The following is a 16,807-nucleotide window of genomic DNA, read 5'->3' as shown; positions in this document are numbered from 1 at the left end:
GCTTCAATGAGTATGTCGATAGATAACCCTCGTATGGTGAAAGCGTTATGACAGAAAAAGCTGCCTGGCATCTTGCCGATGCCATGTCGCTAATTGCAAGAGCTCTCGACGATCGGGTGGCCTTGTTCGATGAAAACTCGGGCAGCACATTAGTTTTTGACATAATGTCCGCTGAAATTCTTTTGAATCTCAAGCTTGAGCCTACTCCAGCGAGTGAGCTGAGTCTCGCGTTGGCCAGGCAGTTTGATGTTGAATGGGATTCCGATTTGGAAGAACAATTGACAGGCCGTTTGACGGAGCTGGAAGCTGCTCGTTTAATCAAGCGAGTGGATGAGTGCTAGTTTCTGACCTGACGCTCGCACAGATTCGACGTCGTCTTCAGGCCGGCCAGATGCGTATTCGCGCGGGGATATACCGCCTGTGCGTGCGCTCCAGCCATTCGATTGTTGCAGAGAGTTTGCTCAATCTCTACGAACAATACCCATTGGTGCCAGAAGATGACTTTATCGATTTCTATCTCGATATAAAGTCGCCCCCAGGTCTGCGTCGCTGGATTAAACCACAGGTGAGTTTTTCGCTTGATGGCCATACGCCATTTATACCGCTACCGGCTGAACACGCCTTCGCATTGTTTGAATGGGCGTTTAACTGGTGTGTTGGTAACCATGCACATAATTTTATACTGATACACGCCGCGATAGTGGAGAAAAACGGGCGTGCATTGGTGTTGCCTGCGCCCCCGGGTTCAGGTAAAAGCACCCTAACCGCATCGCTTGTCGCACACGGATGGCGTTTGTTATCCGACGAGCTCACCATTATTGATCCGCTTAGCAAGTTAGCGGTGCCCTTTCCCCGTCCTGTTAGTCTGAAAAACCAGTCTATCGATATTATCGCCGAGACGTTTCCGGATATGGTGATAGGTAAAAAGTCTTACGATACCTCAAAGGGTACTGTTGCACATATGAAACCACCTGCGGATAGTGTATTACGTGGGCTGGAGCGCGTGCCGGTCGCCTGGATCGTTTTCCCTAAATACCAGGCAGGCGCGACAACGCAGCTGGAGCGAAAAAACCGAGGCGAGTCACTCGTCGAACTGATTCGCAACGCCTTTAATTATGACTTACAGGGAAAAATCGGGTTCGAAGTCATGACTGAGGTCATAGGAGGTAGTGAAACCTACACGTTCTCTTATTCAGATATTGGCGAAGCGCTGGAATTATTCGATCGAGTCGCTTCAGGGGAGGACATCTAATCGTGCAGGTGTTGCTGCGGGAAGTATTGGCCAGGCCGGGTGTTGTTGTTGATTTTTCTCAGCAGGATTGGGCGCTATTAATTAGGCAGGCGCGTGCCGCGTTTTTGTTGGCGCGAGTTGACTATTTGCTGGTGCAGCATGAATTGCAATTCGCGATACCGCCAGCCGCAGTTTGGCACTTCGAAGCAGCACGCGTTCTATTCGAAAAACAAAAAAACTCGGTGCGATGGGAAATTCACTGTTTGAAAAGTGCTCTTGCCAAGGCGGATATACAGCCAGTTTTTCTAAAAGGCGCGGCCTATGTTATGGCCGAACTGCCCCCTATGCATGGCAGAATATTTTCCGATGTTGATATCATGGTCCCGGCTGACCGGTTGGAGCGTGCGGAGCGTGCTTTGATTCTGAACGGATGGATTCGTAAGGCGTTGGATCGATATGATCAAATGTATTATCGCAAGTGGATGCATGAGCTGCCGCCGTTAATAAGTCGGCAGCGGAATACAGTGACTGATTTGCACCATACTATTCTGCCTCCGACTGCGAGGCTCAAGGTTAAAACTGAACTATTGTTTGCGTCCGCAATAGAGCAAGATGGCGCGTATCGCTTGTCGCCTCTGGATATGGTTATACATAGTGCGACACATTTGTTTTGCGACGGTGAGCTGGAGCACGGCATGCGAGATCTAGTCGACCTGGACGCTTTAATGCGCGAGTTTTCGCAACTAGACCCGGGGTTTTGGCAGGCGTTAGTGAATCGCGCCGGACAGTTGGGTTTAGGTCGTCCAGTGTTTTACGCATTGCGCTATGTGCATAAAATCTTGTTGAGCCCGGTGCCAGAGGAGACTTTGCGTCTAAGTTCCAAATATGCGCCCATCTTTCCCCGCTACATGGATCTGTTATTTCATCGAGGCCTCATGCCGGAACATGCAAGTTGTCGTGACAGTTTCACGGGTATCGCGCGTTGGGTGCTGTATGTGCGATCGCACTATTTGCGCATGCCTATATACCGTTTGCTTCCGCATCTGATACGCAAGGCGTGGAAACGCCGTTTTCAAACAGACACCGCGGCAGCGTAGTAATAGCCCTGTCGGGTATTTACTGAAATTTTGCTTAATAAACCTTTACTTCCCCTTCTACTTAATTAAAATACAGGCTTTCGCGCCGTTTTTACGGGTGAGATTAACGTATAGCGTTCTTTAAGAGAGAGACGGTAAAGGGTTGATTATGATAAAAAAATTAACAGTTGTTGCGATGTTCGCAGCATTAGTATCCGTGGCTGGAGGGGCTTTTGCCGGTGGTGATGCCGCTGCGGGTAAAGACAAAGCCGGCCTATGTATGGGTTGTCACGGTGAAGATGGCATGAGTGTAAATCCCGAGTGCCCGAACCTCGCCGGACAAAAAGCGGGTTATATCATTAAGCAGGTTATCGATTTCCAGAAAGGACATCGTCAGAACGATACCATGTCACCTATGGCGGCAATGGCGGGCGAGCTGCAGGATATAAAAGATATCGCTGCATTTTATTCCTCGCAGATGTCTATGGGCGGTAGCCGTTATATGATGGGCAAACCTGACGATAAAAAGAGTATCGCTAAGGGCCAGAAGATATTCGAGGAAGGTAATCCTCGCACCGGTTTATATGGCTGTATCAATTGCCATGGTAAGAACGGTAAGGGCAAAGCGCCAAATAACCATGTGTTCCCGGTTATTGGTGGTCAGCACCGCGAATATATCGCCAAGCAATTGCGCGATTTCCGTGCGACGACTCGCGCCAATGATCCCGCCAACATGATGATGGATATTGCCAAAAAGCTTAGCGACGAAGAGATCGATGCGCTAGCGGATTATCTTGCTAGCTTGGACTGATCGAGCACCAAGTCGAGAGTTATAAAGAAAAAGGCGGGCCTACTAGGCCCGCTTTTTTTTAGAGACTACTATCGTTTTCGTCCATTTCCTTTGCCAGAGCTAGTGGTATCGCTTGTTTCGACATTTATCTGGATTGCCCCCTCATTACCTGCCGCGTCTCTGGCGACTGCACGAAGTGTGTGTAGGCCTGCTGTGGCTTTTCGCGTATTCCAATTGCAAGTAAAGCTTTCGGTGTCAGCGGCAGTTCCCATTAGGTTGTTATCGACATAGCAGGAAATCATGCTGACTGCGAAGTTGTCGCTTGCGCGTATTTCAATCTGGACCGTGCCACTGACAACTATGCCATCACCTGGGGAAACAATGCTGACTTGTGGTGACTCTGTATCCGCCGGAAGTGGCTCGGTGGGAGTAGGAGTAGTTGGCGTCGGGGTTTGCCCTTCCATGTTTAGTGCGGCTTGAACAGCGGCCTGTGCGTTTACCAGGCCATGACCGTATCTGCTGTCCCATCCTGTCGTACCAAGATCTGTCGCGCTGTCTTCAAGAATTTGTTCTACCTGCGCGGCTGTGAGAGTAGGGTTGACAGATATTAACAGGGCGGCAATACCTGCTACCACTGGACTGGAAAAGGAAGTGCCTGAGGGTGCTCCATAGCTTCCGCCGGTTGCGGTTGTCCATATGCCTAAGCCAGGGGCTATGAGATCAACATAATTTCCGAAGCTAGACCAGGAGGTAATATTGTCGTTACTGTCACTGGCGGAAACGGCAATTAGGCCTTGCTGGTCGCTATAGCCTAGATCAGTGCCGCTATTTCCTGCTGACACGAAGACAACACCTCCTAAATCGCGAAAAGCGAGGGCGGCATCGTCAACCGTTTTGCTGCCGGATACGCCATAACTGATGTTGATGACTTTGGCGCCGTTGTTTGCTGCCCAGGCGATGCCTTGAGCTATATCGCTAAGATAGGCGTTTCCGGTCGAGTCATTTGTGACGCGTACAGGCAGTATGCTGGCGTTAAACGCCATACCTACAACGCCAATACTATTTCCCGCGATTGCCCCAATGACGCCAGCTACCTTGGTACCGTGACCAACGACGTCAATGGTGTTCGTGCTGTCATCAGCGGTATTAAAGCCACTGAGCAAATTACCTGCGAGGTCGGGGTGATCGACCTGTACGCCGGTATCAAGAACGGCGACTACGACATTACTACCTGTCGCTATGTCCCATGCGAAAGGTGTATGAACATGCTGGTGATGCCACTGAACGCTAAACTTGGGGTCGTCGGGGATGAATTCTGCTAAAGGTAAAAGTCTGTTCAGTTCTGCGTAGGCGATCCCAGGAATGTTAGATACGGCATTCGCGAATACCTCTTCTTTATTCGCAGGGACATTTACCCGGTGTACGCCAATAAACGGCAATTTCTCTAGAGCAGCAGCGCCGGCTTTTTGAAGAATCAACGCAAGCGTTTCGTCACTAATGCCTGGATTACCTTTTACCAGGATCTCACCGACGGCCCAGTCGCTCTGAGCGATTGAGTAGGTCGGAGTCGCCATTAAAGCAGGTAGTGCGAAGGCTAACAGTATCTTTGTTGAGTAATGTGGGTTGAGGACGGTTTTTGCTTTGCTGAGTAATGGAATTTGTTTGTACATATATTCTCTCGTAATCGTTAGCACTAATGTCTGTTGGATATGCTCTATGCCCTGGAATGAAGGCATACTCGTTTTGCATAACGTCTTACGCAGCCTTTTTTGTACCCCATATTATTGGTTTTGTGCTCCTCCCCAAACTTACGTCGAGACTTGGCGCACACTAAAAGCGGAACAAGTGGTTCGTGACTATTTCTGGAGCAAGAGCGGCGGACGCAGAAAGCGGGCCAATATTTGCCAATGTAAATCTTGATTGTGTTTTTGTTAGAAATACTGCGGTTTGAAACATGTCCTAAGGCTTAAACGTTAAGAGCACATTAATACGTTTGTGTCATACTGTCGTGTCTCGAAGACTGCTATTATTTGTGGGATTCGCCTGCTGGGTCGATTGTTTAGCATTTGTGATTTAAGTAGGCGATGAGCAATTTAGCATTCATAATTTTCTTAAAACTTCCTGGACTGATTTAACGAATGTCAAAACTTTTTCAATTCTTTCTCTGTAATAAATCGGTAGCTGAAAATCAGGTAATTAAAATAGCCTTTTTCTGCTTTTTTTCCTTAATGATCTTTCACCCGGTCACCGTTTTGGCAGAGAAAGACCTGGCGCCGCAACAATATGAAAAAGGTTTACAGGCCTACGAAAAAGGCGATCTCAAGGAAGCGTTGATTCATCTCAAAAATGCGATACAGCAAGATGGAGATTATCTCGTCGCGCATGTCTTGCTTGGAAAAGTCTTGCTTGAGGGGGGGGATGCAGCTGGCGCAGAAAAGGAGTTGAGTCGCGCTATGCGTATGGGAGCCGATCACGCGCTGGTATTGGTACCTCTCGCAGATGCATTATTCATACAGAACAAATACCAGGAAGTCGTTGACTTAGTCTCCACAAAAAGTGTTAGCAAAGATGTGCAATACGAGCTATTGGTTCGTCGTGGGGATACCTATATAAAACTGAATGATTTGAAAAAGGCGCGGGCAGAATTTGAGCAGGCGCAATCCACCAAACAAGATTCGGCAAAAGCATATCTTGGTTTGGCTCAGGTGATGATTAGTGAAGAACGATTAGGTGAGGCTGAAACCCAGGTCTCGCGCGCGTTGGATTTTGACTCAAACTCGTCTCGTGCATGGGAACTGATGGCAAAAATTCGCTATGCGCAAGGTAGTCTGCAAAAAGCCGCTGAGTATTATGACAAGTCTGTTGTAGCTTCACCGGAAAACATAAACGCCTTACTTGGTCGTGCCAGTTTGAACCTGGAATTGGGAATGAATGAACTGGTGGAAAAAGATCTAGCGGTGTTAAAAAAAGAATTTCCTCGCGACCCTCGCGGTATGTATCTAAATTATTCGTTTTTGAAGAAAACGGGAAAAAAGAAGGAAGCACAGGAGGTGTTGACGAGTGTTTATGCCTTCCTGGAACCTATCGATATCAAGAATCTTCAACGTAACTCTACATTGCTCATGCTGGCCGCGATGACGGCGTTAGATATCGAACAATATGAAAAAGCCCACGACTATCTTTCTATTTATGTACGCCTGTATCCCGGTGTATCGCAGGCTCAGAAGCTTTTCGGGCGTGTACTCATGGCCCAGCAATTGGACAGAGACGCTGTCGAGGTGCTTGAGACTGCGCGACTGAAGAATCCCAATGACTATGAGTTGCTCACTTTGCTTGGCACCGCCTACGCGAATATTCACTTATATGCAAAGGCGGATGAGATTCTGAGCCTTGCAGTAAAAAGACATGGTGGGACGACAGCGCGTTTACAGCGGGCAATCAATGATTTGAATTTTGGTCGTGAAGACGATGCGCGACAGGATTTTAATCTTCTTTTTGAAAAGGCCAAGGATCCGAGGGCGGGATTTATGCTGCTTTCTTTGTATTTTAGAGAAGGCAAGATGGAAGATGCGGAGGTAATCGGACGTAAGCTAGTTGCCATACAATCAGAGAATTTGATTGCGCGAAACATGCTTGCTGTCGCCCTGATAGAGAATGGGAAACTTGGAGAAGCGGAAAAGCAACTACGGCATATATTGTCATCTGATGAATCATTTTTCCCAGCGCAAATGAATCTGGCAAAAATTTCAGCTATGCAGGATAAGCTGGATGAGGCAGGTGCCATACTCAACGAGCTCGAAAAACAAAATCGCAATATGGCCACGGTTTATATTGCGAAAAGTCAGTTGGCAAGAAAGCGCGGCGAAGCAAACGAGTCAATCAGGCTTGCTGAGAAGGCCTATGATGAGGACAAAGCAAACATCTCAGCCCTAACCCATTTGATCGAAACCTATCTCAGTAACCGAAATTTTGAAAAGGCTTTAGCGATAGCGAGCGAAGGCAGCGTGGCATTTCCTGAAAGCATAAAAATGATGGAATTGTTAGGTAATGCATACAATTTTAGTGGCAAGCCCGATCGGGCTCGTAGTGTTTATCGTGATATAGCCAAGTTGGCCTCATATGACACACGACTACTATTTCGACTTGCGCGACTGCAGTACGAAGCCGGGGACGTGGATGGTGGTATCTGGTCTTTGCGCAAGGCGATCGAAGGTGACGAGAACTTTGAGCCTGCGCGTGTGGTTTTGGTCGAGAGTCTGATTTCACTGGATAAGCTGGAAGAGGCGGAAAAGCTGATCGAAACACTACGACAATCTCAGGATCAGGCTCAATATCACCGCCTACGTGGAGACTGGTACACGGCGTCGGGAAAGTTTACATCTGCACGCAAGTCATACAATAAGGCCCTCGAGGTCCAGCCAAGCGAAGCGCTGACCTTGAAGCTGTTTGGCGCCTATAAAAACGAGAAGAATAACGACGAGGCGAGGCGTGTGTTAGAGGCCTGGATAAAGACGCATCCAGACAGTATTCAGATAAGAGCTGCGTTAGCGCAGGAACTGTTGTCAATCAACGAATTAGATAGCGCAGCGGAGCATTATGAGGCGATTATAAAGCGCAACCCCAAGCATGCGCAGTCACTTAATAATCTGGCCAATATTTATCTTATAAACAAAGATATACGTGCTCTTGAGTTAGCGAGAAGGGCGCATGAGCAGGAACCTGATCGACCTGACTTTAATGACACTCTGGGCTGGATTCTGGTGAGTTCAGGAAGTGCTGAGGAGGGATTGCGCTTTTTGCGTAACGCCCATGCCCGCGCCTCTGCGAACCCGGAGGTCGGGTTTCATATCGCTGTTGCCCTTGAAAAAATGGGTAGGAAAGACGAAGCAGTGTCTCAGTTAAGAAACATTCTAGAAAAGAGTGTTAAATTCCCTCAACGTAAGGATGCGGAAAAAATGCTGCATCGGTTGCAGCCTTGATGCTTGTCGAAGATGTTTACAATTACTGTTAAAAGGAATTTTAACAATATGAAAATTATGAAAAAACACGCTTGGCATGTTAATTGTATTTTAGTTCTGTAGAAACTAATTTTTCTCAGGGACAATTAAAATGATGAACCCAATCAAGACCCTCTCAGCTGTATCACTCGGGCTAGTGATATGTCTGGCAAGCGCGACATCTTTTGCCGGGATGTCATATAGCGGAGGCAGTTATTCCTGGAGTAGCGGCAACGATGATAGCTGTTATTCCAATTGTGGCGACTATGATCGTGACGGACGTGACGACTACGGCGACTGGAACTATAGCTACGACGACGGTGACAGAAGCAAGAAAGTGAAGGTGTCTTCATGGTCGGATTCCAAGTGGGATAAATCGTTTGAAAAGCACGATGCATACTACGATAAAGGCGGATACGGTTCCAAAGACGCCGGCGAGACCGACTTCCACAACTATGTCGATAACGATGGTGGGCATTTTGAATCTGTACTGTATGACTATGGCGATAAGTGTGTAGTCCTGGAAGAGATAAGCTTTACCCGTAAATATCGTTCTGATACTGACTTTACTGTTTTCGCCTATGTTGGTGATGACTCGGATTGGGAGTCAAACGGCAAGACGATAGACGATCATCTGAAAGGCAAGAAGTATTCTGATCTGTTGGCTTCGTCTGAATGGGAAGCTTATAAGGTTTATGACGGAAAGAATGGTTCCAGCACTAAAACCAATAGCTATGGCGAAACTGAGTACACCAAGCGATTTGTTTCTGACAAAAATAACGATGGTGTGGACGACTATGTGGCTTCGAAATACTGGCTGGTTATGGCTGGCGCCGAGTCTTCCGGCTCATATGACGATGGCAATAAGGACTATTTGCGCTTCACACATGCTGGCGGAAGCTATTACGACAAGAATTCCGGTGGGTGTTACAAGAAGATCGTGATCTGTGAACCCGGTGGAAGTACACCTCCCAATGGAGTGCCGGCACCCGCACCTTTGGCGCTAATGGCTATTGGTTTGTTGGGACTGGGATACACTCGTAGACGTAAATAGTTTTAACTGACGCCATATCTTTATGAAAAGCACTCTTCGGAGTGCTTTTTTATTGCTTGAATGCAATTAAATGATGTAAGTCGAGTTCAATGCCGACTTGCTCGCCGATCTGTAAATCACAATGGCTGGGAAAAGCCGATAATAATTGGTGTCCGCTGGTCAATTTCAAGGTGTAGAGAATCTCAGAGCCTTTGAAGCTGCGTTCTATAATGCTGGTGCGCAATAGGCTATCTTTTTTTGGCTTAATGTCATCGGGCCGGATCAACACATCAACACGTGTTCCAATCGGCCAATCATAGGCGCGATCACCGCGTATTTCACCAATCTCTGTCTTTACGCAATTCGGGTTGATTAACTCACCAGGTAGAAAAACGCCCTGACCAATGAAATTAGCGACAAAACGGTTACAGGGGTCATGGTAAAGATTGTACGAGGTATCCCATTGCTGCAATTCGCCATCGCGTAAAACAGCAACCATGTCAGAAACGGCGAACGCTTCTGCCTGATCATGTGTCACCAGTACGCCGGTGATCTCTCTGGTCTTGAGTATCTCGCGTACTTCCAGACTGAGGCGCTCGCGCAATTCAACATCGAGGTTAGAGAAAGGTTCGTCCAGGAGTATGATGCGGGGCTCAGTCGCCAATGCGCGCGCAAGTGCCACGCGTTGCTGCTGTCCCCCCGAGAGCTCATGGGGATAGCGTTTGGCATAGGGTTCCAGGCCAACCAATTCCAGTAATTCGCTGGAAATTCTACGTTGTTTTTGGCTGTCGAGTTTACGTATTCCGAAGCAGATATTTTCCGTTACGCTCATATGGGGAAACAAGGCATAGTCCTGAAACACCATGCCCAACTGGCGTTTTTCCGGAGGCATCATTTTTTGCGTGGAGGACACTAATTTTCCATCCATCGTTATTTGTCCGGATTGCACGGGTTCAAGCCCCGCGATTGCCCTTAAGATAGTGCTCTTGCCGCAGCCGCTTGGTCCTAACAAACAAGTAAAACATCCTTCCCGTATGCGCAGGCAAAGATCCTTGACGACTGCAGATTCGCCGTAAGCGCAGGTAACGTTTTCCAGTTCAAGGATGTGGCTCATGGGTTACAGCATCAATGTTTAATTGTTCACGGATGAAAAAACAACGAATGTTTTTCGGTACAGTTATGCAGATTAATCCATGCGCCCGATCATGAGAAATTCAAGCAAAGCCTTTTGCGAGTGGAGACGGTTTTCAGCCTCATCCCAGACCACGCTTTGTGGTCCGTCTATAACATCGGCTGTCACTTCTTCACCGCGGTGGGCGGGTAAACAATGCATGAATACGGCATCCTTATTTGCGGCGGCCATGATTTCATCATTGACCTGGTAGTCATGAAATTGCAGCGCACGTTCAGCCTGCTGATCTTCCTGTCCCATGCTGGCCCACACATCAGTGCTGATCAGATCGGAGCCTTTGGCAGCTTCCAGTGGCGTTTTGCAAACAGTGATGCGCTTGCCGCCGAACGCTACGATTTCCGGGTCTGGGGTAAAGGCTTTCGGCGTCGCAATCCGAAGATTAAAGTCGTACATCACGGCGGCATTGATATAGGAGTGACACATATTATTGCCATCGCCTATCCAGGTAACTGTCTTGCCCTTGATATCGCCACGGTGCTCGAAATAGGTTTGCATGTCTGCTAACAACTGGCAGGGGTGAAACTGATCTGTCAGTGCATTGATAACAGGTACGGAGGCAAAGCGTGCGAATTTCTCCAGCTTGTGATGCTCGAAGGTGCGTATCATGACGATATCGACCATGCGTGATAATACGCGGGCTGAATCTTCAATGGGTTCTCCGCGTCCCAGCTGTGTATCGCGTGGCGAAAGAAAAATTGCCTGGCCGCCAAAATGTATCATGCCGGTTTCGAAAGAAACCCGGGTACGGGTCGATGATTTTTCGAACACCATGCCAAGCACTTTGTTTTTCAACGGCTCATAGCTTTCACCGGCCTTGTGCATGCGTTTGAGTTCAATTGCACGTCGTATCAGGTATTGATGCTCTTCTGCGCTCAAGTCGCGCAGAGTCAGAAAGTGACGTGGCGTAGTCATACGCTACTCTCCTGCAGAAATGTTTTTATTGTATCGCTGACGGTTTTTACCAAGGTGTCCGCCTGTGCGCTGGAAAGATTTAATGGGGGCAGCAAGCGTACGACTTTTTCCGAAGTCACATTAACCAGTACGGAATTTTCAATACAGCGCTGTACCATCTCTGCGCAGGGACGATCGAGTTCTATACCCAATATCATTCCTTTGCCACGAATGTTGACTACCCCTTCCACCCCTTCGAGTGCCTTCCTGAAACCGGCAAGGATTTTCTCGCCTGTAGTAGCCGAGGCCTGAATCAGTTTTTCCTTCTCCAGGGTTTCAACCACTGCGAGCGCGGCTGCACAGGCGAGCGGGTTGCCACCAAAGGTTGAGCCGTGATTGCCCGGGCCGAGCACGTCGGCAGCTGGGCCACGCGCAAGACAGGCGCCTATCGGTACGCCATTGCCTAGAGCCTTTGCCAGGGTGATGACATCAGGCGTGGATTTACCGTGTTGGTAGCCAAACCATTTACCGGTACGACCCATGCCGGTTTGAATTTCATCAAGCATCATTAGCCAATTATGCTGATCGCAGATCTCGCGGATCCCATCCAGGTAATTGGCATCAGGGATGTTCACTCCGCCTTCGCCTTGTATCGGTTCGACGAGTATCGCGACCACTTGATTATTGTGTTCGGCAACACGACGTATCGCCTCAAGATCGTTGTATGGAACGCGCAAAAATCCTTGTACCAGCGGCTCAAACCCGGCTTGCACCTTGCGGTTGCCGGTGGCGGATAATGTCGCCAGGGTGCGGCCATGAAAACTGCTCTCGGTAACAATGATGGCAGGGTTTTTTATGCCTTGTTTGTTTCCGTATAAGCGCGCGATCTTGATCGCCGCTTCATTAGCTTCGGCCCCAGAGTTGCCGAAGAAAATTTTATCCATGCCGGCAAGCTTTGTTAATCGATCAGCAAGCTGTTGTTGTAAAGGGATCTGGAAAAGGTTGGAAGTGTGCACAAGCGTATTGGCTTGCTCACAAATAGCCTTGGACACTGCAGGATGCGCATGACCCAAGCAGCACACGGCAACTCCGCTCACCGCATCCAGAAACTGCCGACCGTCTGCGTCGAATAGATAAGCACCTTCTCCGCGGGTAAAGCTGAGAGGAATCCGGTTGTAGGTTTTCATAATCGTATCTGACATCGCTGTTCTCGTTCGCCAAAATGAGAAAAGCGGCCTCGCGGAGACCGCTTTCCAGAATAATTTGCCTTAAAACATTTCTTACAGAATCCAGGTCGGGATTTAAATCGGACCCTTAAATATAGAAACGCCTGTTACGAACTGCCGATTTATCCTCGTCAAGAGGAGCCAAGTATTCTAGCCATACCTATAGCATGTCGCAATTCTTTCGCGGTGCTATCGCGGCAGAAAAACGAAAAAAACCGGGGGAATCGTGCAGATTCACCCCGGTTTTTGATTTAATGCGAAGGGATTTTAACTACGCGCCGTAGTTTTTCGCAGCGAAATCCCAGTTAACCAGACCCCAGAAGGATTCAATGTACTTGGGGCGTGCGTTGCGAAAATCGATGTAATACGCATGTTCCCAAACATCGATAGTCAAAATCGGCGTCTTACCTTCAGTCAGTGGGCAGCCGGCGTTTGATGTATTTGCCAGTTCTACCGAACCGTCGCTGTTCTTCACCAGCCAGGTCCAGCCTGAACCAAAATTGGTTGCTGCAGAGGTAGAAAACTTTTCCTTGAAGGCATCGAAAGAGCCGAAGGCCTTGTCGATTGCGCTAGCGAGATCGCCGCTAGGCTGGCCACCGCCATTTGGGCTGAGGCAGTTCCAGTAAAAAGTGTGATTCCACACCTGTGCTGCATTATTGAACAGACCACCGGAAGCCTTCTTGATGATGTCTTCCAGACTCGCATCAGCGAATTCAGTGCCTTTGATCAAATTGTTCAGATTGGTGACATAAGTCTGATGATGCTTGCCATAGTGGTATTCCAGGGTTTCCTTGGAAATTGTCGGGGCGAGGGCGTCCATTGCATATGGCAGTTGGGGTAATTTGTGTTCCATGAAAGTCTCCTTCAAATACTTTGTGGTGCAATTCTTGACAAGTTTTGTATGGTTAAACGTAGTCTAAAGTAAGCACGCATGTGAGGCAAGCCGTAAAGCGGCGGACATTATAACTCCTTGAGCCAGCAGGCGTGGTAGTATTTGTGACCGATAAACCCATGGCTAAACCTATGGATGCAATAGAGCTTTCAATTTTCTCCAGTCGCATCGCGGCGATTTGCGACGAAATGGGCGTGGTCCTGCAGCGGTCGGCATTCTCGCCCAATATCAAGGACAGACTGGATTTTTCCTGCGCCATCTTCGACGCCAGAGGGGAATTGTGCGCCCAGGCCGCGCACATCCCGGTTCATCTCGGCAGTATGGCCTATGCTATGCGCGATCTGGTTGGAAACACGGACTGGAACGCGCGGGATGTATTGATCCTCAACGACCCCTATCTGGGTGGAACGCATTTACCTGATATCACCGTAGTGTCGCCGGTTTATGCAAACGAACAGCTTGTCGCCTTCGTCGCCAATCGCGCCCATCATGCGGATATTGGTGCGTCCAGTCCAGGCTCTATGCCTTTGTCCAAATCACTGGACGAAGAAGGTGTGGTTATACCACCGACCAAGTTGGTGCGCGCCGGTGTTTTAGACGAAGGTGTTTTTCAGTCCATACTGGGGAATGTGCGTAATGCTTCTCATGCACGCGGGGATTTTGTTGCGCAAATGAGTGCGAATCAGCTCGGCGTTAAACGCTTGTCTGAATTTATTGCTAAACAAGGTATCGCATCATTTGAAACAGGACTGGATGAACTCAATGACTACGCTGAGCGTCTGGCGAGGACGGCATTAAATAGCATTCCCGATGGCAGCTATAGATTTGAAGATGTGCTTGATGATGATGGTATGGGTAATCTCGATATCCCAATCAAGGTCCACTTGCTGGTGCGTGGTCACGACGTCGAGGTGGATTTTACTGGCACCGCTGCGCAAGTCACGGGAAATATCAATTGTCCACTGTCGGTCGCGGCGGCAGGTGTCTATTACGTTTTTCGTTGTTTGATGCCGGAGCAGACTCCTGCATGCGCTGGCGCTTTTCGTTCCATACGTCTACATGCGCCAGAGGGGTGTTTGTTGAATGCGCGTCGACCTGCGGCTGTTGCCGCAGGAAATGTTGAGACGAGTACCCGGGTGGTTGATGTGGTGCTCGGCGCTCTGGCGCAAGCTATCCCGAAAAAAGTTGCCGCAGCGAGCCATGGTTCGATGAATAATTTAGCCATGGGTGGCACTCACAATGGACAGCATTGGGATTATTACGAAACTATGGGTGGTGGTATGGGGGCGAGTGCAACATCTCACGGACTGGATGCGGTACAGACCCATATGACGAATACCTTGAATACACCAATTGAATCGTTGGAAATGCATTATCCATTGCGTGTACGGCGCTATGCTGTGCGAGAGTCATCCGGCGGCGATGGCAGGTTTCGAGGTGGAAATGGCTTAATACGTGAACTCGAATTTCTCGATGACGCGCAAGTTACCTTGTTAACGGAACGCCGCCGTCATACACCTTGGGGGTTGGGTAACGGCGCATCAGGTCAGCCCGGCGAAAATACACTGGACGAACAAAAACTCCCCGGCAAGGTCACATTGACAGTAAAAAAAGGCCAGCGTTTGTGCATCAAAACGCCTGGCGGTGGTGGTTATGGATAAAATTTTTGTTTTGCTTTAGGCAGCGATAGGAAGAGATATGTGCGGAATTTGCGGTGAGTTGCGTTTTGACGGGCAGCAAGCAGATGCGAAGGTTGTTCGCAACATGACGAGTAAGCTCGAGCGTCGTGGCCCTGATTCCATGGGGGAGTATTTCGATGGCCCTCTCGGATTTGGACATCGACGTTTATCGATTATCGATTTGTCAGAACGTTCACACCAGCCAATGTTAGATCGCGAACTGGGTTTGAACATCGTGTTTAACGGCACGATATACAATTACCGAATCCTGCGCGAAGAATTAAAGGCAAAGGGATATCAGTTTTTTTCCGATGGCGACACAGAAGTGATTATCAAGGCCTACCACGCCTGGGGTGCGTCTTGCGTTGAGCGTTTGCACGGTATGTTTGCCTTCGCCATATGGGACATGAATAAACGTCAGCTATTTCTCGCGCGTGATCGATTCGGGATCAAACCTTTCTACTACAGTTTCGACAAAAAACGCCTGCGTTTCGCTTCCACTACGCAGTCGATACTAGCGGCAAAGGATTCGGATACCAGCATAGATCCCGTCGCCTTGCACAATCTGTTTTCATTGCATGCCGTCGTTCCTGCTCCACGCACTATTCTGAACGGTATACGCAAGGTCAGACCGGCCACATATATGATTGTGCATGACAACGGACAAGTGGAAGAAAAGACATACTGGCGCTTGAATGCACAACGGCCAGCCACAGCAAAAAATGAAAGTGAATGGCAGGAGCTCATACACGCCGCGTTACGCAGTGCGGTACAAAAGCGCAAGGAAATTGCCGATGTGCCTGTTGGCGTGTTGTTGTCTGGCGGGCTGGATTCGAGCCTGTTAGTCGCTTTATTGGCCGAAGCCGGTGTGCAGGATTTGCGAACATTCTCCATTGGTTTTGAAGATATCGGTGATGAAAAAGGCAGTGAGTTTGAATTTTCCGACCAGGTCGTTGAACGCTATCAGACCAAACACACGCGCCTGCATATTCCAAACAGTGAAGTGCTACCGCGTTTGCCGGAAGCCGTGGACCAAATGACGGAACCGATGTTTGGTCAGGATGCTGTGGCGTTTTATCTCCTGGCGGAACAAGTGTCGCAACACGTCAAAGTGGTTCAATCCGGCCAGGGCGCTGACGAAGTATTTGGCGGCTATTTCTGGTATCCACAAATGCATGACGCAACAGGTAAACCGTTAGAGCGTTTTCGCAACTATTACTTTGATCGTGATCACGACGAGTTCGCGCGCATGCTGACGCCGGCATGGTATAGCGAAGACTTTACCAGTGCGTTAGTGGAACAAGCCTTGTCAGAGCCAAATGCCGATACCTTTATTGATCAGGTTTTGCGTTTTGACTGCACGACACTCATCGTCGATGATCCGGTGAAACGCGTAGACAATATGACCATGGCCTGGGGATTGGAAGCGAGAGTACCTTTCCTCGACCATGAATTGGTGGAGCTTGCTGCGGCGATGCCGCCGGAATTAAAACTACAATCGGGTGGAAAACACCTGCTAAAAAATATTTCCCGCGGTTTGATACCGGATGCCGTTATTGATCGGCCTAAAGGATATTTTCCGATGCCAGCCCTGAAATATGTGCAGGGAGACTTTCTAAACTTCATGCGCGATATTCTAATGTCTGATGCCTGTTTACAACGGGATATCTACCAACGTGACTATGTTGAGCGTCTATTGTCTGAGCCTGAATCCCATTTTACCCGTATCAAGGGCAGCAAGCTGTGGCATCTGGCACTCCTGGAATTTTGGCTGCAGCGTAATGTGGATGCGGCGTAGTT

The 16,807-nt window shown here is 48.8% G+C and carries 13 protein-coding genes; 8 read left to right on the top strand and 5 right to left on the bottom strand.

The genetic code is table 11. The features are described 5' to 3' along the window. Positions 1 to 47: 47 nt before the first annotated feature. The 4 genes from OEZ43_08265 (at position 48) to OEZ43_08250 (ending at position 3,118) form a co-directional block, all read left to right on the top strand. Positions 48 to 341: an HPr-rel-A system PqqD family peptide chaperone gene (locus OEZ43_08265; protein ID MDH5545571.1), complete on the top strand. Its 294-nt coding sequence runs from the start codon at positions 48 to 50 to the stop codon at positions 339 to 341. Further along, positions 335 to 1,252, top strand: a complete 918-nt coding sequence (locus tag OEZ43_08260; GenBank protein MDH5545570.1) for an HprK-related kinase A — start codon at positions 335 to 337, stop codon at positions 1,250 to 1,252. Before OEZ43_08265 ends, OEZ43_08260 begins: the two co-directional genes overlap by 7 nt. Positions 1,253 to 1,254: 2 nt before the next feature. Beyond that, entirely contained in the window at positions 1,255 to 2,328 is a 1,074-nt protein-coding gene (locus OEZ43_08255; protein ID MDH5545569.1) for a nucleotidyltransferase family protein, read from the top strand. Positions 2,329 to 2,476: 148 nt separating this feature from the next. Further along, entirely contained in the window at positions 2,477 to 3,118 is a 642-nt protein-coding gene (locus OEZ43_08250; GenBank protein MDH5545568.1) for a c-type cytochrome, read from the top strand. A gap of 68 nt (positions 3,119 to 3,186) precedes the next feature. Here the strand turns inward: OEZ43_08250 and OEZ43_08245 are convergent, their stop codons facing one another. Continuing rightward, positions 3,187 to 4,767 carry a S8 family serine peptidase gene (locus tag OEZ43_08245; GenBank protein ID MDH5545567.1) on the bottom strand — a complete coding sequence of 527 codons (1,581 nt, stop codon included), beginning with the start codon at positions 4,765 to 4,767 and terminating at the stop codon, positions 3,187 to 3,189. Between the two features lie 582 nt (positions 4,768 to 5,349). Here OEZ43_08245 and prsT point away from each other — a divergent pair. Both prsT and OEZ43_08235 read left to right on the top strand, forming a co-directional pair. Then, positions 5,350 to 8,076 (top strand): PEP-CTERM system TPR-repeat protein PrsT, encoded by a 2,727-nt coding sequence (gene prsT, locus OEZ43_08240; protein ID MDH5545566.1) that lies wholly within the window; start codon positions 5,350 to 5,352, stop codon positions 8,074 to 8,076. A 130-nt stretch (positions 8,077 to 8,206) separates the two neighbouring features. Continuing rightward, complete coding sequence (locus tag OEZ43_08235) at positions 8,207 to 9,148, top strand: PEP-CTERM sorting domain-containing protein (GenBank protein MDH5545565.1); 942 nt, start codon at positions 8,207 to 8,209, stop codon at positions 9,146 to 9,148. Positions 9,149 to 9,197: 49 nt separating this feature from the next. Here OEZ43_08235 and OEZ43_08230 read toward each other — a convergent pair whose 3' ends face one another. From OEZ43_08230 to OEZ43_08215, 4 genes are all read right to left on the bottom strand, one after another. Continuing rightward, the gene (locus OEZ43_08230; protein MDH5545564.1) at positions 9,198 to 10,241 is read right to left on the bottom strand and encodes an ABC transporter ATP-binding protein; all 1,044 of its coding nucleotides are present in this window, start codon (positions 10,239 to 10,241) and stop codon (positions 9,198 to 9,200) included. A 72-nt stretch (positions 10,242 to 10,313) separates the two neighbouring features. Then, positions 10,314 to 11,231: an ornithine carbamoyltransferase gene (argF, locus tag OEZ43_08225; GenBank protein ID MDH5545563.1), complete on the bottom strand. Its 918-nt coding sequence runs from the start codon at positions 11,229 to 11,231 to the stop codon at positions 10,314 to 10,316. Further along, the gene (locus OEZ43_08220; protein ID MDH5545562.1) at positions 11,228 to 12,412 is read right to left on the bottom strand and encodes an aspartate aminotransferase family protein; all 1,185 of its coding nucleotides are present in this window, start codon (positions 12,410 to 12,412) and stop codon (positions 11,228 to 11,230) included. The genes argF and OEZ43_08220 overlap by 4 nt, the downstream gene beginning before the upstream one ends. A 295-nt stretch (positions 12,413 to 12,707) precedes the next feature. Continuing rightward, on the bottom strand, positions 12,708 to 13,289 hold the full coding sequence (locus OEZ43_08215) for a superoxide dismutase [Fe] (GenBank protein MDH5545561.1): 582 nt from the start codon (positions 13,287 to 13,289) through the stop codon (positions 12,708 to 12,710). Positions 13,290 to 13,459: 170 nt separating this feature from the next. Between OEZ43_08215 and OEZ43_08210 the strand changes: the two genes are divergently transcribed. After that, entirely contained in the window at positions 13,460 to 14,989 is a 1,530-nt protein-coding gene (locus OEZ43_08210; protein ID MDH5545560.1) for a hydantoinase B/oxoprolinase family protein, read from the top strand. Positions 14,990 to 15,026: 37 nt separating this feature from the next. Next, entirely contained in the window at positions 15,027 to 16,805 is a 1,779-nt protein-coding gene (locus OEZ43_08205) for an N-acetylglutaminylglutamine amidotransferase (protein MDH5545559.1), read from the top strand. The last annotated feature ends 2 nt before the right edge of the window (positions 16,806 to 16,807 follow it).

Source organism: Gammaproteobacteria bacterium, from assembly GCA_029881255.1.
Lineage (GTDB): Bacteria > Pseudomonadota > Gammaproteobacteria > S012-40 > S012-40 > JAOUMY01.
The sequence above is the reverse complement of the archived record's forward strand: the minus strand, read 5'-3'. Positions and strand labels throughout refer to the sequence as shown.